Origin of the sequence: Bacillus sp. FSL R9-9834 (genome assembly GCF_038006905.1) — a bacterium.
GTDB classification, from domain to species: Bacteria; Bacillota; Bacilli; order Bacillales; family Bacillaceae_G; genus Bacillus_A; species Bacillus_A pacificus.
The window spans coordinates 2,804,331-2,826,267 of sequence record NZ_JBBOWD010000001.1 but is presented as its reverse complement, the minus strand read 5'-3'; the positions used below and the strand labels follow the sequence as shown (position 1 = coordinate 2,826,267).

Sequence of the window (21,937 nt, the reverse complement as noted above, 5' to 3'; positions counted from 1 at the left end):
TAAGAGAATATATTCCTTTTTGCAATACGAAAAGATAAAAAACGATTATATTCAACATTCTGTAAATATATACACTATAATATAAGGTTTATGTTTATAAATATGAGTTGAACTTATATCGATTTGTATTTTCATTCAGTAGGGAAATAATTTCATACAAGTAACTGGCAGCTCTATGTATTTTTAAAAATACCTCTTGACACGAAATCGAACTATATCGCATAATATAAAAAAATTAAACAGTAAATCGTTGAAGGGAAATAGTACATATGTCTTCTTGCGAAAGAGAGTGGAATTCACCGGCTGAAAGATTCCTCGTATAGAATATATCGAACCTATCCCTGAGTCTTAAATGAAAGTTTAGGCGTTCGCCTGCGTTATAGGCGCCAAGTGGATATCTATGTATATCAATTAAGGTGGTACCGCGGAACAATGACCGTTTCGTCCTTTTTATTTTATGAAGGGCGAAGCGGTCATTTTTATTTTGCTCTTAAATAGGCTAGGTGCAGCACTCATTAGAATAGAAATCGCTGCAAGCTGTATGAATAGAAGTGTAATGTATAAAAAACTTTGATTTTAGACTTGGGGGATAAAAAAGTGAAGAAACAGCGAATAGTTGTAAAGATTGGGAGTAGTTCTTTGGCGGATAGTCATGGAGGCATTTCTAAAGAACAACTTTCAGATCATGTTGCCGCATTGGCTCGATTGAAAGAGGAAGGGCATGAAGTTTTATTAATTACATCTGGGGCCGTTGCTGCAGGTTTTTCTGCTCTAGGATATCCGAGCAGACCTGTAACAATTAAAGGGAAACAGGCAGCTGCGGCTGTCGGACAAAGTTTGTTAATGCAGGCATACACGGAGGAATTCCGTAAATATGGTATTGTTACTGCGCAACTTTTGCTGACGAGAAGTGATTTTTCTAGAAAAGAACAATATAGTAACGCATACGCTACGTTAGGAGAGTTACTAAACCGTTCTGCTCTTCCAATTATTAATGAAAATGATTCCATCTCTTTAGAGGAGTTAACGTTCGGTGATAATGATATGCTGTCAGCGTTAGTAAGCGGACTTGTTTCGGCAGATATACTTATGATTTTTACAGATGTGAACGGTTTATATGATAAAAATCCTCAAAAAAATGAGGATGCGAAAAAATATTATTTCCTTCCTGAAGTTACAGAAGAAATTGCTTCTCTTGCTGGAGATGCTGGTTCAAAACTTGGGACTGGCGGTATGAAATCAAAAATTGATGCTGCAAAGACGGCGCTATCTCTTGGGGTAAGTGTATTTATCGGTACAGGACGTGGACAAGAGAAATTTGTTGATGTTTTAAAGGGGAAAGGTGACGGAACGTATGTCGGAAATGCCCCTCAAAAAGAAATGAAGATGAACAAGCAATGGATCGCTTTGCATTCGGTTGTTAGCGGTCAAATTGAAATAGACGCCGGAGCAACTACAGCTATCATTCAGCATGGTAAAAGTCTTCTTCCTGCTGGTGTTACAAATGTGTCAGGATTTTTCAAAGTTGGCGATGTTGTAGAAGTCATGACGCAACAAGGGCGCGTAATTGGAAAAGGACAATGCACATATAGCGCAGAGGAATTAAGAGAGATAAAAGGTATGCAAAGCCAACATATTCAAGCAAGAGGCGAAAGGCATAATTATGAAGTCATCCATAGGGATCATTGGGTTTCACTTTAAGATAATCTTAAAAAGGAGGAAATAAAAATGAATGAAGTGTTGGCAAAGGGGAAACGAGCAAAAGAGGTTGCTAGGGAACTTGTACTAAAATCTATAAATGAAAAAAACGAAGCACTTGTTGCAGTTGCAAATCAATTAATACATGAAACAGCTTATATTTTAGAGGAAAACAAACGGGATATAGAAGAAGGTAAGGCAAAAGGATTTTCTGATTCTCTCCTTGATCGCCTTATGCTGAATGAACAGCGTATTGTTGATATGACAGAAGGGATTAAGCAGCTAATTGAATTACGTGATCCTGTAGGGGAATGTGTAAGTGCATGGGAAAGGCCCAATGGATTATCTATTCAGGAGATGCGTGTACCACTTGGTGTTGTTGGCATGATTTATGAGGCAAGACCGAATGTAACAGTGGATGCTGCTACAATTTGTTTGAAAACAGGAAACACAGTTATATTACGTGGTAGTTCTTCTGCTATTCATTCCAATAAAGCGATCGTTGCTGTTATTCACAGAGCGCTCAAACAAACAAGCTTACCAGAAGAAAGTGTACAGCTTATAGAAGATACAACGCGAGATAGCGCAAAGCAGTTGTTTACAATGAATGATTATCTAGACGTTCTTATTCCAAGAGGTGGTAAACAATTAATTGATACTGTTGTGAAAGAAGCATCTGTTCCAGTACTTGAAACTGGTGCGGGAAATTGTCATATTTTCATTGATGAAACAGCGAATACGCAAATGGCAATTGATATTATTATAAATGCAAAAACGCAGCGACCATCTGTATGTAATGCGATTGAAACGATTGTACTTCATGAGAAGTGGGCACAGCAATATGGTAGCGAGTTGTTCTCTTCTTTGAAGGAAAGAGGCGTGGAGCTACGTGGTGATCAAAAAGCATTGGCATTGGATTCTTCAATTGTACTTGCTTCAGAAGAAGACTGGGGGACAGAATTTTTATCTCTCACGCTAGCAGTTAAAGTAGTTTCTTCTATAGAAGAAGCGATTCATCACATAAATAAGTATGGTTCTATGCATTCCGAAGCGATTATTTCAGAAAACGAGGAAAACGTCAGCAAATTTTTCGTATCTGTTGATGCGGCTGCACTGTATCATAATGCATCAACTCGTTTTACTGATGGATCTGAATTCGGATTCGGAGCAGAAATTGGCATCAGTACACAAAAACTACACGTAAGAGGGCCAATGGGGTTTCCAGCATTAACTTCCACAAAATATATAATTCGTGGTAATGGACAAATTCGAAAATAAAAATAAAAGACACTCAATTTTCGTTTGGGTGTCTTTTATTTTTAAAATTATTTACCATACAAAAAGCCCAACGAGCATAGCGCTTAATAAGGAAACAGCCATTCCGCTCACAAGAAGCTTCCAAACATTTTTACCGATGACTGATGATTTTTCTCCGCCAAATAATGAATTGTAAGTTCCGTAAATCATACCTACTGTACTAAAGTTAGCAAAAGAAGCTAGAAATGTCGTTGCAACCGCAACCGTATGCGGTTGTAACGACTTTAAGTTTGATTTTAAATCCATCATTGCAACAAATTCATTCGTCGTTATTTTGATCCCCATTAGTTCAGCTACATACATAGCATCACTGCCCGATAAACCGAGTAAAAAAGCGAAAGGACTAAAGATAATGGAGAAGATTTTTTGAATTGTTAAACCTGTTACAAAAAATCCTAAAATTCCATTTAAACATGCTGTTAAAGCTACATAACCAATTACCATAGCTAAAATAACGATAACCATATTCATACCGACTAACATACTGTTTGAAATAGTAGAAAAGAAATCCTTTTTTTCATGTTTGGAAGGTGTGTAAACAACATCTTCTTCTTTCGTAACTTCCACAGGATTTAATACATTGGCTAAAATTAATGCGTTAATACAATTTAATGGGATTGCGCTGAAAATATATGTTGCTGGAACCATTGATAAATAAGCACCGAGAATAGATCCGCTAACGCTACTCATACTCATAATCCCAAAAGTTAACAAACGATTTTCTTTTAAAACAGATAATTGATCACGAACAACCGCAAGTGCTTCGGTGTTTCCTAAAAACATCATTTGAATCGAAAAGAAACTTTCTAACTTTGGTAAACGAGAAATCTTTGAAATAACTGCACCTACTTTATCAATAATCCAAGTTAAGATTCCGAAATAAGATAGAATATCGAAAAAAGTAATAACAAAGATGATAGGAAGTAATGCACTAAAGAAGAAATCAATGTGTGGACTGTCCATAGATGAAGGAAATGCAAATCGAATTCCTTCATTCGCACATGCCAGTAGCCAACTAAAAAATGACGCTATTTGATTAATGATAATACTGCCTAGCTTTGTGCCTAACATAAACCACGTAATAAAAAGCTCCAATATGATGAGAATTACAATCGGTCTCCATTTTATATGTTTTTTATTAGGCGAACATAAGAAAACGATTAATATGACAACGAAAACCCCTAACATATTCAATAAGAAATGCATCTCAACAACTCCTTGAAGATTATTATTTGTATATAAAAAAGCTCCTATTCTTTTTAATTTAGAATGAATGTATTTCAAATTATATTTTATTTATTCCAAAAATGTTGAAGGGTAAATTCGATAAAAATAGAATTTAATGTATAGCAAACAAGGAGGGGATAAAAATGGAGGTCTATCACATAACGAGTAGAAAGAGGGAAACTTATCATGTTCAAGTGAAATATTCGATACTTTTCGAATGTGCACTTGGCATTGCAGCAATTACTCATAAGAGGTTAATTGATACACTTGAAAAGAGTCAAAATGAATGGGAAGAAATTAAGAAATCATTAACAGAAGAAATGAGAGAGCACTTACAATTTGTTGAAGAACATAATACGTGGAAAGCATTGCTTCAGTTGTTGTATGAAGGGGATTTTCAGGACTTAGCACAGTTTCATGGTAAAATCGATTCGCTTTCAGAAGTAGATTTGAAATATATATGTTTACCGTTTTTAGGGGAGAAGTATGAAGAGAAAAGACATTTAGCAGCAAGTGGAGATGTAACTGCAATATATGAATTAGAGGAGCTGACACAAGATCATCAGTTTTTCTCTACATATATTCGTTTTATATGTAATGTTAATGTACAAGTGCTGAAACCTCATTTAATCGCTGTAATGACAGGTTGGTATGAGAGTGTTATTCAGAAAGAGGAAGAAGAAATACTTTCTATATTAAAACGAGACTATGAAACAAAGGTTGAAATGAATAAAAAGATGAAACCAGAAGAGTTCGTCGAGTGGGCCACTGGTGGCGTGAACTATATGCCAGAGCCAAGTGTTCATCACGTACTTCTTATTCCGCAAATGACGTACAGACCGTGGAATATTGAGGCCGATATTGAAGATACGAAAGTATTCCATTATCCAGTTGCAAACGAAAGTATTCATCCTGAAGATCCGTATGAACCGAATTATTTTTTAGTTCAAAAACATAAAGCTCTTGGAGATGAAGCGAGGTTACGTATTGTAAAAATGTTGTTCGAAAAAGAACGAACATTGCAGGAAATTACAGAAAGACTGCAACTTGGTAAATCGACTGTACACCATCATTTGAAATTGTTACGTGCAGCGAAGTTAGTAGATATACATGACGGGAAATATGTATTGAGAAAGAAAGCAGTACAGTCGTTAGCGAAAGAATTAGATATGTTTTTGAATAGATAATTAACAACGAGAATGTACATAAAGGGAGGAATATAAAAGAAAAGTTGGTGTATGAAATTGAAAAATGTATTGAAAAATCGTTCGTTCTTTTTCATGTGGATTGGTAGCGCGATTTCAGAATTGGGCGGGGCTTTCGGAACATTATGTAATTCGATTCTTGTTTACGAATTAACAGGATCAAAAACAGCATTAAGCAGTATGTGGCTACTATATTTTATCCCGTCCCTCATACTGCAATTAATCAGCGGCCCATTTATTGATAAATGGAGCCGCAAGTGGATTATGATTTTTTCACAATGGGTGCGAGCTTCCGTTTTCTTGCTACCTTTGGTGATGTTAGTTTCAGGTAGTATAGAAGTTTGGCACATTTATGTTGTTCAAATTGTAGTGGGACTTATTACACCACTTTATACACCTGCAAGTCAAGCAATTACACCGAGCATTGTAGGGAAAGAACAACTTCAAGATGCAAATGCGTACATTGATGGAATGACTCGCCTTATGATGTTTCTTGCACCAGTATTAGGTGGAGTAGTCATTCATTTCATTGGAACAGAACTTACATTATCTTTCGTATGTATTTGTCTATTTGTTAGTGGTGCATTATTACTTTATATGAAAGAAAAGAGAACAACACAATCCATTCGGAAAACGTGGCTAGAACAGTTTCTTCACGGCTTTACATATTTTTTCACAAAACCAGTTATCGTTTGGCTTGGTGTCTTTCTTACTTTCGTACAATTTGGGGTCGGGGTAACGCTTGTTACAAATCTTCCTTATATAAAAGATGAGCTGTCAGCAGGTTATACAGAGTTTGGGTATTTTATGGCTGGTTTCCCGTTTGGCTATGTAATTGGATCTATACTAGTCGGAAAAGTAACATATAAAAGCAGGCGCATACTTATGCTTGGAGGATTGTTTATAGGGGGACTCACATACATTTCACTAGGTTTTAACCACAGTATTGTAATAGCGGTAATAATTGAAATAGTTGCAGGTGTTTGTATTGCCTTTTTCAATGTTCATAACACAACGATATGCCAGCAATCAGTCCAAAATAATATGATAGGACAAGTGTTTTCAGTGCGTTTATTTTTCATACGATTCGCTATGCCGTTAGGTGTGTTAGTAGGAGGCATACTAAGTGAAATGTGGGGAGTGAGAGCACTATACTTTATCATTGGTGCGATTATATGTTTCACTTCTTTAATAGGATTATTACTTCCATATTTCAAATTTTTAGATGAGACAGTTGAAGAGAAAACAGCATGATTCAAATAATTAAAACTTTTTAATTGAAAATAATTATCATAATCAACTATAATGGAAGAATAGTAGTATTGTATTACAAAGAGGGAGTGGGATATATGTTTATTGAAACGAAAACATTTACAGTAAAAGAAGGTACATCAAATATAGTTGTAGAACGTTTCACTGGAGAAGGAATTATTGAAAAATTTGAAGGCTTCATCGACTTAAGTGTTCTTGTGAAAAAAGTAAGACGCGGCGACGAAGAAGTTGTCGTTATGATCTGCTGGGAATCTGAAGAAGCGTGGAAAAACTGGGAAACAAGTGAAGAACATTTAGCAGGACATAGAGCGAGCCGTGGTAAACCAAAACCAGATCATATTATTAATGTGGATCATGCAGTTTATTATGTAAAAGCATCGAAAGCGGCTTATCAGCAGTCGTAATATATAAGTAGAGGATACATGTTGTAGATGCTAACATGTATCCTCTTTTTGTAGTAATGGGGGGTGGAAATGATGGAGAGCTTTTCATTCATTATAAATGAAAAACATAAAAAATTGGTACAAACAATTTTAAATGAATATGTATTTAGAGATAAAGTGAATGGATTGATGCTAATTGGATCTGTCGCAAGAGGTGACGCATATCCTGATTCGGATTTAGATTTTTATATTTTTTTACAAGACGGACAAAAGAAGAAATTTCATTCTGAAATGAGAGAAGATATTTTAGTTGAATATAAGAGTGCAGATTTTAATCAAATTCAAATAAACTTTAAAAACAATCCGATGGAACTATACTCATTTCTAGAAGGGAAAACTTTGTTTGATAAAAGCGGTGAGTTAAAAAAATTAAAGGAAATAGCTACATATGAATTTGAAAACTATCGAGTTTCTAGCGACAAAATGAAGGGTATTTCTCATTGGTTGCATAGTTCGTTAATTAAAATTCAATCTGCTTTAAAAGCAAATGATGAGTTAAAAGCTTCATACATAGTTCAAACTTCAACTTGGACATTGTTAGATGGGATATGGGCTGTTAATAATAAGCCTATACCACCAGCGGGATCTGTTTTGAAGTATATTGAAACGTTATCTAAAGTACCAACTCATTTTGAAGGTTTTATAAATAAACTGTTTTTAGGTGATACGACAGAGCGTACCTCTGCAGCAATTTTCTTAATTGAGTGGGTTTTACACAATTTGAAAAATAAATAATGTGGCTATTTTATATAGGTAAAATAATATTTCGCGTCGAACAGTTTATGGAATTGCAGTCATAAAAAAACGTTCTAGGCTATAGAGAAAAGTATTAGACTATAAAGCATAGTCTTAGATGGAACGCTTGAATATCTTACCTTGCATACTTACGTGTTATGAAAATGAGTCTACATACCCTCTGCTTAAAAGGAGATGAGTGAATGAAGTTAAATCATTTGAATTTATGTGTTGATGATTTATTAGAAGCGAGACATTTCTTTGAAACATTTTTTGATTTTCAATTTTTGGAGCAAAAGGGAAAAGCACTAGTAGTAATGAGTGATGAAAGTGGATTTATACTTGTGTTAAGTGACCCAAAAGCATTTAAGGGAAATAAGGAAGTGATGTATCCTGAGGCTTTTCATATTGGTTTTTTAGTGGATACTTCAAATGAAGTTGATCAAGCATATAATCGTTTAGCAGCTGGCGGCATTGAAATAGAAAAGGCACCGTATTCTATGCGAGGTAGTAGTTACGGTTTTTATTTTTCAATGTTTAATGGTTTGTTAATTGAAGTGTCTTGCCTTGACTATAAAGATGCTAAGAAAGTTCAATAGCATTAACAAGAGTAATTGTTTGAAGATGTAAATTTATTAGCCCCTTATCCGGTATGGAAAGGGGCTAAATCCCATAAAAAACGCTTTTTAATCTAACTGAATTTCAAATTTAAGCACGTTGAATATTCTTATTGAGTAACATACTTTAGGTGAGATATGTCCTGTTTATATGTCTATATGGTCTAAATGATTTAAACATATTTTTAACAGCTAGTAGTTATTTATTCTCCATATATAGATTTTGTAATTGAATGGAAGTAAAATGATAAAAGCAGTGGTTTTACTAAATGAATTTACGGTTAAAAATACATCAAAATAATTAGGAGATAAGAAATGAAGTTATATTGTGAAAAAGTAAATTTTAACAATAAATTAAAAACATACGATATTATATTTGATTTTAATTCAATGGCAGATTTAGAAAAGGTAGCACAAATTTTAGAGGTGCAAATTTCAAGAGAATCTTCGAAGACACTTTTGCACTTTCAAAAAATGAAATTTGAGGCATATAAAGGTCCGCGAGCAGGGAGTTGGTACGATATACCAATCTGTACGTTTGAAGAATTCAGAATTTTAAATGAAGAAGAAGAAAGGGAAAATAGACTAATCAGATTTTACTTAGAACAAAAAAGTACTGCAAAACTAAATTTCCAACAATTTCTAACGACAAAAGAGATCATTAGGGAAATTGAAATGATTGAAAAATTTACTGAATCTAAGTTATATAAAGACATGAAGGAAAAAGAGAAATTTTGTAATTTGGAGTTAATTGTTAAAGATGTTGGATGTGGAAATTGGAACGAGATAGTTGAAAGAAGACGATGTTATTGTGATGGGGATTTGAAATGCGAGTTTTTTGATTGGTTTTTTAGATATAGTATGTTTCGTTTAATTTATGATTTAGGTGGAGATGTAAAGTTTAGTAATAAAGAAATGAATAAAATCCTTAATAAAGTAAATATAGATAGACCATATTACGCCATTATTAGTCATTGGGATTTAGATCATTATAGGGGGATATTAGATTTAAATGATTCAAAATTGAAATTAATGAAGAATTTAGTTGCTCCATCTAAAATTCCGAATACTCTACAAGCTAATAAAGCTTTAAATCGTTTAAAATCATTAGGTATAAGAATTGATATCATTAAACCCTCTCCTAAAACGGGAAGAAGGATAGATTTGATCTCTCAAGGAAAGATAAATAATTTTGAGTTATTTCGTTCAACTGATGGAAGTAATATAAATCAAAGTGGTATTGTACTTTCTGTTGAAGGAAATGATTCAATAGGCCTATTAACAGGAGATCATTCTTATCGACAAATCTATAAAGTAATTTCAAATTCAAAGATAGAAAAACCGTATGTAATGGTTGTTCCCCACCATGGAGGTAATGCTGGGAAATTTGATGAAGCTCTTTGGAGTACTGTTTCATTGGCATCAGGGTGTATATCAACTAAGTCAGCTCGATATACGAATTTACCACAAAATAAAATACATAATTTCTTTATGAATCAAAAATCATTTCATTGTACGGAATGTCATAAAAGAGATTATGAACAGATGTTGTAAATAAGTACACTCTATCAGCAATAATTTTTAAGTGTTGTACATCAGGTTAATTAGTGAAAACGAATAGACACCTGTTTATGAAAGGTGTAAAGGGACAAACTAATATATAGTCTGTCCCTTTACATTAGTTCTTTACATCATCATATAATTCCAGCGCCTCTTTCACATTCAATCCATTTTTCACAATGCCATGTATCGCTTGAATCATGGCAGCAGGATGTTCAGATTGCCATATGTTTCGGCCCATATCTACTCCAATTGCACCTTCTTGTAGTGCATTGTACGTAATGTTTAATGCGTCTTCAATTGAATCTAGTTTTGGCCCACCAGCAATTACGACTGGGGCAGGGCATGTGCTCGTAATTTTTTCGAACCCTTCGCAGTAATACGTTTTAATAATGTCAGCACCCATTTCAACACATACACGGGAAGCAAGTGCTAGAAAGCGAGCTTCACGTTTTTGTAGTTCTTTCGCAACTGCGGTAATGCCGAGTACTGGCAGACCATAATCGTGAGCTTCTGAAACTACGTTTGCGAGATTCGTAACCGTTTGTGTCTCATAGTCGGACCCGACGAAAACAGACACACCTACGCCAATCGCGTTTTGTTTTACTGCTTCTTTTACAGGTGTAACAATTGTCTCATTCGCTAAATCTTTACCGACGACAGTAGCCCCGCCAGATACACGCATAACCATCGGTGTACTGCAGTTTTCAGGAATGCAGGAGCTAAGTACACCACGCGTCAAAAAGAGAGAATCCGTATAAGGAAGTAAGTTTTTAACTGTTTCAAGTGGCTGTTCAAGCCCATGAATTGGTCCTAAAAAGTAGCCGTGATCTATCGCTAACATAACCGCTCTGCCATCAGGTAAAATTGTATTTAATCGATTTTTAAATCCCCAAGTCATTCGAAATCACTCCTTTGTTAATGTTGGATTTTCCGTTTGTACCGTATCTTTATTTGGTAAATGTGGTGACTTTATAAAAACTGCTTTAAAAGGTTTGTCAGAATGGTTAATAAGATAGTGAGATTCATGTGGGCGAACTTGCAGGACATCCCCTTGTTTAATTGGAACTCTTTCGTTATTTACATAGAAATCTATTTCACCTTCTAATGCATAGAATACCTCTTCGCACGTTGTATGATAATGGTTTTGAAACTCTTGCCCAGGCTGAATGACAACAAGGCCTAAATCAATATTCGGCCCTTGTATTAAATATTTCGGCCCATTATCACCGAAGCGATAAGAGAAATCATTTTCATTCGCTTTTAACATACATTTCACTCCTTTATCTCGTATTAACGGGCAGTAAAACTCCCATCTCAAAATTTGTCTGGAGCAAAGAAGATAGGTGGAGATCAACTGCCCGTAAAAGCCTGATTAGTTGAACTTTATGTAATCTGTTACAGTGCACCAGGCGCAATCCACATATGTGAAGTGAGCCCTTTATCAGCTAAAGCGAGCTGACTGTCATACACAGTTTTCCATGTTTCATAGAACTCTTTATATAGTTCGTGATTTTCAGTAACTGGTTCGAATATTTGCTCCCACTGTACAAACTGTTCGGCAGTTTCTTCCATAGATGCATATATGCCAGCGCCAAATCCAGCAGCAATTGCGGTTCCTAAAGCAGCTGCTTCTTTCACAACAGGTACTTTTACAGGAATACCAAGGACGTCTGATAGAATTTGTGGCCATAGTTTTCCTTTAGCGGCACCACCAGCAAAAATAACTTCAGAAGGGAATGTCCCTGTGAGATTTTCTATTAATTTTAAGTTTCCAAGTGTAACGAAGGCTGCATTTTCTTCAATAGCACGGAACAGTTCTTTTTTTCCGCATTTATCAGCATCTAAACTTAAATTTAAAAAAGAAGGTGCGGCATGACGCCAAGAAATGTAGTTCATAACGTTTGAAAAAGTAGGGATAATGCCATGTGAACCGACAGGTACGTCTTTCGCTTGTTCTTCTAGTAATTCATAAGCATCTACACCGAGTTTGTCAGCAAGTTTCTTTTCCTCTTGGCAAAAAGCGTCTCGAAACCAGCGCATAACGAGTCCTGGGAAAAAGGCAATCGTTTCGTATTGCCATAGATTAGATACGACATGACAATTTATACGAATCGCAGCTTGTGGATCTGGTATTGGCTCAGTAACATTCACTTCTTGTTGCCAAAAACTACCTCCGCATATTAATGTTTGATTCGGTTTCACGACTCCAGTTCCGAGCGATGCCATTTGAGCATCTCCGCCCCCGGCTACGACAGGAATCCCTTCACGTAATCCAGTTAATGCTGCACACTCTTTTGTAACGTTGCCAATTACTGTACCAGCTTCATTTACTGTTGGTGAAAATGGTAAAGATAGACCGCACTCCTTAGCGACATCGTTATCCCACACTCTATTTTGTAAATCAAAAATACCTGACGTGCATCCGTTTGAGGGATCAATTTGCAGTACGCCGCTTAGTTTATATAAAATCCAATCGTTTAACATTGTAAAAGAGTGAATAGTATTATAGACGTCGGGTTCATGTTTTTTAATCCAAAGTAGGCGGGGTAAAGCACCTAATGAAAAAGTTTGACCAGACTTTGTATATAAATCTTTTTCAAGATGTGACCGAATTTCTTTTAGCTCACTAACTTCAGCGGATGCACGCCCATCAACATTTGCGCAAGCCCAAATTTCTTGCCCATTTTTATCATATAAAACAAAACCTTCTCGCATACTAGTAGCGCTAATAGCTTGAATGGAAGAGGGCGAGATATTACTTCTTTGTAAAACTTCTTTCGCGCATTGTTGTACTAGCTTCCAGTTTTCTATTACATCAAAATTCATAGAACCTGGGTAACGAGGATCTGTATTATGAACCCATTCTTTTTGACTGACAGCAATTTGATTACCTAGTAAATCAAAAAGAACAGCTCGAATGCTTCCTGTACCAGCATCAAAAGCTAATAAATGAGACATTAACAATCACCATCCTTTCGTAATAAGGAGAGGGCCGTTTCCTCATCGGTAATTAATGTATGAATAAACTGTCCTTTTAAGGCACCATAAATTGCGTCTATCTTTTCTGTACCTCCAGCAACACCGACGACATGATTCATATTGCGCAAGATAGAGAGAGGCGTGCCAATTAGACGATTGTGATGCGAGAGCTCTAGCAAATCGCCATTTGTATTATAAAACTGTCCTAAAATATCGCCAGCACCGTTTTGACTACGAATATATGTCATCTCACGTAGTGTTAATTTTTCTTCTTTTACAATCGTAGCGTCTTGAGATAATCCGCCAATACCGACAATAGCTGTATGTGCAAGTGAAGCGACATGAAGCATATCTTTTACACTCGGTTCTGATAAAATACTTTGTGCCATTTCGGTTGTAGACGCTAGAAACGGCGTAGGGATAATGTGAAGATCACCTTGCATGTAGTGTAAATAGTTTTGTTTTCTCGAGAGATAGTGATTTACTCCGCCTGTTAACGTTACGATTGAAAGATTAATAGAAGTCTCAAAATGAATGTTTTCTAGTATTTTGCTAATTGTTTCTCCCCATCCAATACCGAGTAAATCGCCTTGCTGGAGATGAGTTTCTAAATATTGTGCAGCAGCTTTTCCGAGAGAAGCGTGATAATTGTTTACTGGGGTCGGGATAATAAAAGCATCTTTTAAGTGGAATTTTTTCATTAAGTCACGCTCAATACTTAAACAGTGCAAACCAGTCCCTTTTACGTGAAATGTAACGATACCTTCACTTCGCGCCTTATCTAATAACCGGACGACTTTATTTCTTGAAATGTGAAGAAGTGAAGCGATCTCTTGTTGTGTTAATTGGTCTTTATAATAGTACCAAGCGATTTTAGTTAATAAATTCTCTTCAAAGTTCAGCTGAGTCATACTCTTCATCCCTTTCAACAATTGACCACTGCTTAAACATATGTGCCATATATTTTGTTTATTCCAGTTGAAACGATGAATAGTATGTAGAAAAAAGTGTTCTAGATATAAAAAAAGGAATATACAATGCTACAAAACAAGTAGAACAAATAATCATTTTCTCAAAAAATGTTCTGGATAAAGGCAGGTGATATCAAGTGGAGAACGTACCTTTATTACAAGTAAATAAAATGAGTAAGGCGTTTTCAAATCAACTTGTATTAAAAGAAGTGAACTTACAAGTAGAGCGAGGAGATATATACGCTTTAGTTGGGGGAAATGGCGCCGGGAAATCAACATTAATGAAAATATTAACGGGGTTATATTCGTATGATGATGGAGAAATGTATGTAAAAGGAACGAAGCAACAGTTTTCAAATCCGTCAGAAGCACACCGAAAAGGTATTTATTTAATACCGCAAGAACCGCTCATTTTTCCGCATATGACTATTGAAGAAAATATATGTATCGGGTTAACAGAAAAGAAAAAGAAATTAAGAGTACAGATTGAGCAATTGATTAACAGTCTAGGGTGGGATATTAACCTTAATGAACTAGGAGGATCATTATCGATTGCGCAACAACAGTTAGTAGAAATTGTTAGAGGATTAATACGAGAAGCTGAGATTCTTATTTTAGATGAGCCAACATCGACATTAACAACTCACGAAATTAAGAGTCTTTTTGTGTTGATGAAAAGTTTACAAGAAAAAGGAATTGGGATGATTTATATTACGCATCGCTTTCCAGAAATTTTTGAAATTGCCAACAAAGTAGCAATACTACGTGATGGAATGATTGTAAGCCAAGGTGACGTATGTGACTATACATATGACATGCTGATGGAGGGACTATTGCCAAAAGGGTATAAACAGAAAGAGAAAATAGAAGTAGTTCAAGAGACAGCAAGGACGAAAAAAATATTAGAAGTGATCGATATAACGAGCCACGCATTCAAAAATATATCATTCACTGTACATGCGGGTGAGATTGTAGGTGTTGCTGGCATTATAGGATCTGGCAGGACTGAATTAGCAGAAGCAATATTTGGATTGAAAACTATAAAATCAGGGTCTATCTTATTAGAGGGAAAATCAATTGATGCGTGTTCTTTGCATAAAAGGCTAGAAAAGGGACTGGTTTATGTGCCAGAGGATAGGGCGAGGAATGGCATCTTCTCAATTGCTTCTGTTAAAGAAAATATTGCAGCAGCAAATTTACAGCAAAATAATCGCTTTTTTATAAATCAAGAAAAAGAAAGCGCTTTAGTTAATTCGTTTATAGAACAGTTCCGAATTGTTGTACAGAATATGAATGAAGAACTAGTATCTTTATCAGGAGGTAATCAGCAGAAGGTCGTGCTTGCGAAATATCTCGCATGTAATCCTAAAATTATTATTCTTGATGAACCGACTCGAGGAATTGATGCGAAAGCAAGGATTGAAGTGTATGAGACGATAGAAAAAATGAAAAGGGAAGGACTCGCAATATTATTAATTTCTTCCGATGTTGAAGAAATTGTTCAATTAGTAAACCGTGTATATGTAATGCGAAATGGGCGATTTGTTTCTCATATGGAAAAAGAACAACTAAGTGTGAATGAAGTTACACGCCTTGCATACGGAGGTGTAGCGGAATGAAACGCATGTTAAAAATGCATGAAACGTCTATCATACTGTTACTACTAATGTATATAGCTATTGTAGGAATAATAAACCCTAGTTTTATTCAATTTAACTCGTTATCTTTACTGATAAAGTCAAGCGTTATTTTAGTCGTGCTAGCAATTGGCCAATCGTTCGTCTTATTTACGAAAAATATAGATGTATCAGTTGGTTCAATTATGGGATTAAGCGCAGCAGTTTGCGGAATGTTGTTAACGGATGGATATCATGCATCTTTGTCCATACTTGCTGCTATTTTACTTGGCGCTATTCTCGGTTTTATAAATGGAATTGGTGTTGCGAAGTTTCGGGTACCGGCCATTATTATGACATTAGGTATGTTAGGGGTCATTAGAGGTGCGATGTTAATCTTTACAGGTGGAAAGTGGATTGAAGATATACCAAACGATTTTAAGCAACTGTCATCGATCGTCATACTTGGTTTGCCGATCATTGTATGGATTGTTCTTATTATTTTACTACTACTATACTTCTTTTTAAGGAAAGTGCCATTTGGAAGATACTTTTATGCGGTAGGTGATAATGAAGATGGCGCGAGACTTATTGGTATACCTGTTAATAAAGTGAAGATATATGCGTTTATAATTTCAGGCATAAGTGCTGCGCTCGCTGGTTGCATATTTGTTATGAATATCGGATTCGTTCCAAATCAAACAGGAACTGGGATAGAACTACAGGTTATCGCAGCTGCTGTACTAGGAGGAGTTCATTTAAAAGGAGGAACGGGTTCTATAGTTGGAGCTGCATTAGGAGCGATATTTTTAGAGGCGATAAGCAGCTCACTCGTCTTTTTAAAAATACCAGCATTTTGGAATAATGCTATTTCAGGTTTCTTATTATTGCTAATCGTCATATTAGATAGCGTTATGAAAAAGTGGAAGGCAGAAAGGAGGATGAATCTATGAAGTATGTATACAGATGGGAAGGTGTTCTAATCGTATTACTTCTTTTAGAATTCATTCTCTTTAGTTTTATAAATAGTGATTTCTTAAATATTAGTAATCTCCTTTTTAGTACAAATGATTTCCTATTTATCGCAATTGCGGCGATACCAATGACTTTCGTTATAGTAACAGGAGGAATTGATGTATCGGTCGGCTCCATAATGGGTCTCACTTCGATCTTAATCGGTGTACTTTGGTTGAACGGAATACCTATTTTGTTTGCTGTCATAATTGCCCTAATAATTAGTTGTTTAGCAGGCGCTTTAAACGGACTTATTATAAAAATGACAGATGTAGAACCACTAGTTGTTACACTCGGAACGATGTTTTTATACGGAGGAATTGCACTCGTCATTTCAGGAGGGGCAGGTGCTTCTGGGTATGAAGGAATAAGTGGTTTACCTGACACATTTGTACAACTGGCAAACGGTAGTTTTATAGGAATACCGAATTTATTATGGTTACTAATTATATTGATGATTTTATGCACGATATTGTTTCATCGCACCATATATGGGCGCCACGTAAAATTAACAGGTGCGAACGAAAATGCAGCCAAATACACCGGGATTAAAACAAAAAAAGTAGTCATCATCGCTTACATACTTTCCGGGTTAGGAGGTGGATTAGGAGGTGCTTTCTTAACCGCGTATTTTGGTTCCGCACGTGCTGATATGGGAAGTGAAATAATATTACCAATCATTACAGCAGTCGTGTTAGGCGGGACACTTATTACAGGCGGAAAAGGAAGTATTATCGGTACTGTACTTGCGAGTATTTTTATAGGACTCATGCAGTATGGTTTGCAAATGACGGGTTTAACAAATGAACAATCTAACGTAGTTATTGGGATTATTCTTATTATTTCAGTTATTATGAGACATTTCAAATTACATCAATTCTTAGCGGAGAAAAGAAGGAATTTGCATAAGGGGGAAATGTCATGAAGAAAAAACTGGGGATTGTATTCATTGTATGCATTTGTTTAATCGGTTTAATCGCTTGCTCTAGTCAAACCGCAGATAAGAAAAAAGCTGATGATGTGAAATTTGCATTTATCCCAAAACTAACTGGAGTTGGCTTCTTTACATCAGGTGGTGAAGGAGCAAAAGAGATGGGAGATAAGTTAGGCGTACAAGTGAAATACGATGGACCATCTGAAGCGAGTGTTTCTGGGCAAGTAAAATATATAAACAATTTCATTAACCAAAACTATGATGCACTTATGGTCTCTTCTACGTCAGTAGATGGTTTATCACAATCATTGCAACGTGCTAAGAAAAAAGGCATGACGGTGTTAACATGGGATTCTGATGTCAATCCGAAAGACCGTTCCTTTTATATAAGCCAAGGAACACCGGATCAACTTGCTAACTTATTAATTGAAATGACTTCTAAGCAAATTGGAGATAAAGGAAAAGTAGCCTTCTTTTACTCTAGTCCAACAGTAACGGATCAAAACCAATGGGTAACGAAAGCGAAAGAAATTATTAAAAAGAAATATCCGAACTGGGAAATTGTAACGACGCAGTACGGTGAAAATAATGCACAAAAGTCTTTGTCGGTAGGGGAGAATATTTTAAAAACGTATCCAGATATTAATGCAGTCATTTGTCCGGATGCAACGGCACTTCCAGCAATGGCACAAGCAGCTGAAAATTTAAAAATGGATAAAAAAGTAGTCGTAACTGGCTTCTCTACACCAAACGTGATGCGTGATTACGTAAAACGAGGAACAGTAGCGCAATTTGGTTTATGGGATGTCAAACAACAAGGTGCACTCGCAACGTATGTTGCAAATGAAATTGTTGTAAAAGGGAAGAAGTTAAAAGTGGGGGATAGCTTCGAAGTAAAAGGAATTGGAAAAGTAAAAGTAGAGCCAAACTCCATTCAAGGATATGACTATGAGGCAGAAGGGAACGGAATTATCGTACTACCAGAACGAGTCGTATTTACGAAGGATAATATTGATAAATATAATTTCTAGTAACGAAAAAACGTCCGAATGTATCGGACGTTTTTTTTCTTTATTAGTTATGAACTGTTTCTTTTTCATTTAATCCAAGGGTACGACCTGTAGAAGTGTGAAGGTCTTGGAATAATCTTGGATTTTCTGTTAATGAAATGCCGTAAGAAGGAATCATTTCTTTTATTTTTCCTTCCCATTCTACCATTCGGCTTGGGAAACATTTTTCTAATACTTCAAGCATAACATGAACGGCAGTAGAAGCACCCGGTGATGCACCTAGTAACGCCGCGATTGATCCATCAGCCGCACTAACAACTTCAGTACCGAATTGAAGTGTTCCTTTACCGCCAGCGTCAGTATCTTTAATTACTTGTACACGCTGACCAGCAACTACAATATCCCAATCTTCACTTTTTGCGTTCGGAATGAATTCGCGTAATTCTTCCATACGTTTCTCGTGTGATAACATAACTTGTTGAATTAAGTATTTTGTTAATCCCATTTCTTTTACACCAGCAGCTAGCATTGTTAAGACGTTATTCGGTTTTACAGAACCGATTAAGTCAAGGTTTGAGCCAGTTTTTAAGAACTTAGGAGAGAACCCTGCGAACGGTCCAAATAGTAAAGCTTTTTTATTGTCTATATATCTCGTATCAAGGTGAGGTACAGACATTGGCGGAGCGCCAACTTTAGCTTTACCGTATACTTTTGCATGATGTTGCTCTACAACTTTTTGGTTTTTACATACCATAAATAGTCCACTTACTGGGAATCCACCGATATGTTTTGATTCAGGAATACCAGTCTTTTGTAGTAGAGGTAGACTACCGCCGCCGCCGCCGATAAAGACGAATTTTGCAGTATGATGCTCGATTTTACCACTATTCATATCGTGTACTTTTACTTCCCACAAACCATTCTTCGTGCGTTTAATATTTTCGACACTATGTTTGTAGTTTAGCTCGACATCTTTCGTTTTTAAGTAATCAAACAGCATACGTGTTAATGCACCGAAGTTAACATCAGTTCCAGAGTCAATCTTCGTTGCAGCCATCGGTTCATTAGATGTACGACCTTCCATAATGAGTGGAAGCCATTTTTTTAATGTTTCAGGAGCATCGGAAAATTCCATTCCTTGAAACAGTGGATTTTTTGAAAGCGCTTCAAAACGGTTTTTTAGAAACTGAACATTTTTTTCACCTTGTACTAAACTCATATGAGGTAGAGGCATAATGAAATCTTGTGGATTACGAATTAATTTGCTTTTTACAAGATATGCCCAAAATTGTCTTGAAAGCTGGAATTGCTCATTCACTTTTACAGCCTTACTAATATCTATAGATCCGTCAGATTTTTCGGAAGTATAGTTCAGTTCGCATAGTGCAGAATGCCCTGTACCTGCATTATTCCATTCGTTAGAGCTTTCTTCCCCGGCACTTGCAAGTTTTTCAAAAACTTTAATTTCCCATTCAGGTGCTAATTCTTTTAGTAATGAGCCCAACGTTGCACTCATAATTCCTGCACCAATTAAGATAACGTCTGTTTTTTGCTGCATGTTGCTCATGATAATCTCTCCATCCCCTATATTGGCAAAAAAGAGTAGGTGTTTTCTATGTCTAAGCCGTAAAAGAGAAACACCGCCTAGGCCCCACCTAGGTATTTACCTTTTTTGTCTCAATTATATAACCATCTCATACTCTATTATAATAATTAATAGACTAAAATATCTAGTGTTATCTGATAATTTTAAACTATTTAACGTTTTATTCGCCAAAAATCTTATTTAACAAGCTCTTTTAAGGTGATAAATAGAAAAAAATTACAGTTTGAAATTATCTCGAAAAAGCTTACATATCCTTAATTGACTAAATCGAGTACCTTTTTATGGGACTTTTTGCTCTAATTTTTGTATGATTATTCTGAATATTAAAAGGAGGGATACACATGCGTACACAAGAACAAATCGCAAACTTATTTCGAAATTTTTCAATAAAGGAGTGTAAAGGGTCAAGTGACTTATATGAATATTTATCAATGAAAATTGCTGAAGATGAGGAAGTACTTACACTATCGTCCTATGCTCAGGTAGGTCAACCAGTCCCAAACTTATTATTAGGTGCCGTACATTATTTATTACTAACAGGGAAAGAACATCCTTTAAAAACGTATTACAGTAGTTTAGTTGAAAATAAGAATACAAATTTAGATAAAGCTTTTGCTCATTTTAAAGATTTCTGTAAAATATACAGAGAGGAAATCATTACTTTATTACAAACGAAACTTGTTCAAACGAATGAAGTAAGAAGATGTGCGTACTTATATCCAAGTTTCAGTTACATATTTAGCAAAGTGAATAAACCGTTAGCGTTAATAGAAATTGGGACAAGTTCTGGATTACAACTATTTTGGGACCAATATAGCTATTCGTACGGTACAGATGAAACATACGGAAATATAAATTCGAATGTACATGTAACTTCTGAAATAAGAGGAGAGAATGTGCCTCATTTATTAAAAGAAAGTCCACCTGTCGTAGAAAGAATCGGACTAGATTTACATGTAAATGATTTACATAGTGATGAAGATTATTTATGGCTACATGCACTCATTTGGCCAGAACATAAAGAAAGGCTTGAACTGTTTGAACAAGCTGCATCTTTAGTAAAAAATAAATCTGTTCAATTAATAGAAGGAGACGGTGTAGAGCTATTACCATCTATTATTGAACGAATAAGTAGCGACGCTGTTATCTGCATTTTTCATACACATGTCGCAAATCAAATACCTGAACAAATAAAACGTAAGCTGGAAAAACAAATCCAAGAAATAGGTGCAAAACGTGATGTATTCCACCTATATAACAACATGTGGGACCGGGATCTTCATATTGATTATTATATTAACGGAAACGAATATCGTGAAACGATTGGAGAAACAGAAGGACATGGGAGATGGTTTAGTTGGAAGCTTGGGAAGGAGACTTTATGCTAACGAAGGCCTCATTATTATGGATTTCATCACTAATATTCGGAATGAAAGCAGTTGACGTAAGCGAATCCGTTGACTGTTTTTCTATTTATTAAGCTTATTATGTATCCAATGTAAGCCTTAAATGTTTTCATGCTGTAAGTTTTAAAAAAACCACGATATAATCTTTTCCCAAAAGAAGTTAAAGATAGTGGATTGTTAGATTCTTCCTAGTTTCAAGCGAGAAACCAACAGTTAATCAGCTATATTACTAGTTCAAGAAATTATTATTTCAAATGGAAAAATCAAAGGAAAGTAAATATTTAACATGAATATATAATACATACGAGAAAGAGGACCATTTGA

Annotated in this window: 19 protein-coding genes and 1 other annotated feature; of the genes, 13 read left to right on the top strand and 6 right to left on the bottom strand. The window is 35.6% G+C overall.

Annotated elements, in window-relative coordinates:
* Nucleotides 1–241 precede the first annotated feature (241 nt).
* Nucleotides 242–452 (top strand) — a binding site (T-box leader).
* Between the two features lie 145 nt (nucleotides 453–597).
* Both proB and MKY00_RS14650 read left to right on the top strand, forming a co-directional pair.
* Entirely contained in the window at nucleotides 598–1,701 is a 1,104-nt protein-coding gene (gene proB / locus MKY00_RS14655; protein WP_016717815.1) for a glutamate 5-kinase, read from the top strand.
* Nucleotides 1,702–1,728: 27 nt separating this feature from the next.
* Nucleotides 1,729–2,976: a glutamate-5-semialdehyde dehydrogenase gene (locus MKY00_RS14650; protein ID WP_016717814.1), complete on the top strand. Its 1,248-nt coding sequence runs from the start codon at nucleotides 1,729–1,731 to the stop codon at nucleotides 2,974–2,976.
* Nucleotides 2,977–3,027: 51 nt separating this feature from the next.
* On the opposite strand, the gene MKY00_RS14645 is transcribed toward MKY00_RS14650, so the two are convergent.
* The gene (locus MKY00_RS14645; protein ID WP_016717813.1) at nucleotides 3,028–4,221 is read right to left on the bottom strand and encodes a NupC/NupG family nucleoside CNT transporter; all 1,194 of its coding nucleotides are present in this window, start codon (nucleotides 4,219–4,221) and stop codon (nucleotides 3,028–3,030) included.
* Between the two features lie 164 nt (nucleotides 4,222–4,385).
* Between MKY00_RS14645 and MKY00_RS14640 the strand changes: the two genes are divergently transcribed.
* The 6 genes from MKY00_RS14640 to MKY00_RS14615 all read left to right on the top strand — a co-directional run bounded on the left by MKY00_RS14640 (nucleotide 4,386) and on the right by MKY00_RS14615 (nucleotide 10,068).
* Nucleotides 4,386–5,429, top strand: coding sequence for an ArsR/SmtB family transcription factor (locus tag MKY00_RS14640; RefSeq protein ID WP_016717812.1), 1,044 nt, complete (start codon nucleotides 4,386–4,388; stop codon nucleotides 5,427–5,429).
* A gap of 51 nt (nucleotides 5,430–5,480) precedes the next feature.
* A complete protein-coding gene (locus tag MKY00_RS14635; protein WP_016717811.1) occupies nucleotides 5,481–6,701 on the top strand; it encodes an MFS transporter in 1,221 nt (406 codons plus the stop codon).
* 95 nt (nucleotides 6,702–6,796) lie between these two features.
* Nucleotides 6,797–7,123: a heme-degrading monooxygenase HmoA gene (hmoA, locus tag MKY00_RS14630; protein WP_016717810.1), complete on the top strand. Its 327-nt coding sequence runs from the start codon at nucleotides 6,797–6,799 to the stop codon at nucleotides 7,121–7,123.
* Between the two features lie 69 nt (nucleotides 7,124–7,192).
* Nucleotides 7,193–7,897: a nucleotidyltransferase family protein gene (locus tag MKY00_RS14625; RefSeq protein ID WP_016717809.1), complete on the top strand. Its 705-nt coding sequence runs from the start codon at nucleotides 7,193–7,195 to the stop codon at nucleotides 7,895–7,897.
* Nucleotides 7,898–8,100: 203 nt separating this feature from the next.
* Entirely contained in the window at nucleotides 8,101–8,496 is a 396-nt protein-coding gene (locus tag MKY00_RS14620; protein WP_016717808.1) for a VOC family protein, read from the top strand.
* Between the two features lie 333 nt (nucleotides 8,497–8,829).
* Complete coding sequence (locus MKY00_RS14615; RefSeq protein WP_016717807.1) at nucleotides 8,830–10,068, top strand: aldolase; 1,239 nt, start codon at nucleotides 8,830–8,832, stop codon at nucleotides 10,066–10,068.
* 124 nt (nucleotides 10,069–10,192) lie between these two features.
* On the opposite strand, the gene lsrF is transcribed toward MKY00_RS14615, so the two are convergent.
* The 4 genes from lsrF to MKY00_RS14595 all read right to left on the bottom strand — a co-directional run bounded on the left by lsrF (nucleotide 10,193) and on the right by MKY00_RS14595 (nucleotide 13,967).
* Nucleotides 10,193–10,975: a 3-hydroxy-5-phosphonooxypentane-2,4-dione thiolase gene (gene lsrF, locus MKY00_RS14610; protein ID WP_000219782.1), complete on the bottom strand. Its 783-nt coding sequence runs from the start codon at nucleotides 10,973–10,975 to the stop codon at nucleotides 10,193–10,195.
* Nucleotides 10,976–10,981: 6 nt separating this feature from the next.
* Nucleotides 10,982–11,344 carry a cupin domain-containing protein gene (locus MKY00_RS14605; protein WP_000909986.1) on the bottom strand — a complete coding sequence of 121 codons (363 nt, stop codon included), beginning with the start codon at nucleotides 11,342–11,344 and terminating at the stop codon, nucleotides 10,982–10,984.
* 128 nt (nucleotides 11,345–11,472) lie between these two features.
* A complete protein-coding gene (gene lsrK / locus MKY00_RS14600; RefSeq protein WP_016717806.1) occupies nucleotides 11,473–13,035 on the bottom strand; it encodes an autoinducer-2 kinase in 1,563 nt (520 codons plus the stop codon).
* Nucleotides 13,035–13,967, bottom strand: coding sequence for a sugar-binding transcriptional regulator (locus MKY00_RS14595; protein WP_016717805.1), 933 nt, complete (start codon nucleotides 13,965–13,967; stop codon nucleotides 13,035–13,037). The genes lsrK and MKY00_RS14595 overlap by 1 nt, the downstream gene beginning before the upstream one ends.
* A 197-nt stretch (nucleotides 13,968–14,164) precedes the next feature.
* Between MKY00_RS14595 and MKY00_RS14590 the strand changes: the two genes are divergently transcribed.
* From MKY00_RS14590 to lsrB, 4 genes are read left to right on the top strand one after another with little or no spacing between them, the layout of a single operon-like run.
* Nucleotides 14,165–15,646, top strand: coding sequence for a sugar ABC transporter ATP-binding protein (locus MKY00_RS14590; protein ID WP_016717804.1), 1,482 nt, complete (start codon nucleotides 14,165–14,167; stop codon nucleotides 15,644–15,646).
* The gene (locus MKY00_RS14585; RefSeq protein ID WP_016717803.1) at nucleotides 15,643–16,596 is read left to right on the top strand and encodes an ABC transporter permease subunit; all 954 of its coding nucleotides are present in this window, start codon (nucleotides 15,643–15,645) and stop codon (nucleotides 16,594–16,596) included. The genes MKY00_RS14590 and MKY00_RS14585 overlap by 4 nt, the downstream gene beginning before the upstream one ends.
* Nucleotides 16,593–17,582 carry an ABC transporter permease subunit gene (locus tag MKY00_RS14580; protein WP_016717802.1) on the top strand — a complete coding sequence of 330 codons (990 nt, stop codon included), beginning with the start codon at nucleotides 16,593–16,595 and terminating at the stop codon, nucleotides 17,580–17,582. Before MKY00_RS14585 ends, MKY00_RS14580 begins: the two co-directional genes overlap by 4 nt.
* Nucleotides 17,579–18,622 carry an autoinducer 2 ABC transporter substrate-binding protein LsrB gene (lsrB, locus tag MKY00_RS14575; RefSeq protein ID WP_016717801.1) on the top strand — a complete coding sequence of 348 codons (1,044 nt, stop codon included), beginning with the start codon at nucleotides 17,579–17,581 and terminating at the stop codon, nucleotides 18,620–18,622. The genes MKY00_RS14580 and lsrB overlap by 4 nt, the downstream gene beginning before the upstream one ends.
* A gap of 43 nt (nucleotides 18,623–18,665) precedes the next feature.
* Here lsrB and MKY00_RS14570 read toward each other — a convergent pair whose 3' ends face one another.
* Nucleotides 18,666–20,168 carry a malate:quinone oxidoreductase gene (locus MKY00_RS14570; RefSeq protein WP_000069165.1) on the bottom strand — a complete coding sequence of 501 codons (1,503 nt, stop codon included), beginning with the start codon at nucleotides 20,166–20,168 and terminating at the stop codon, nucleotides 18,666–18,668.
* Nucleotides 20,169–20,548: 380 nt separating this feature from the next.
* Here MKY00_RS14570 and MKY00_RS14565 point away from each other — a divergent pair, with 380 nt between their 5' ends.
* Nucleotides 20,549–21,595, top strand: a complete 1,047-nt coding sequence (locus MKY00_RS14565) for a DUF2332 domain-containing protein (protein WP_016717800.1) — start codon at nucleotides 20,549–20,551, stop codon at nucleotides 21,593–21,595.
* Nucleotides 21,596–21,937: the final 342 nt, after the last annotated feature.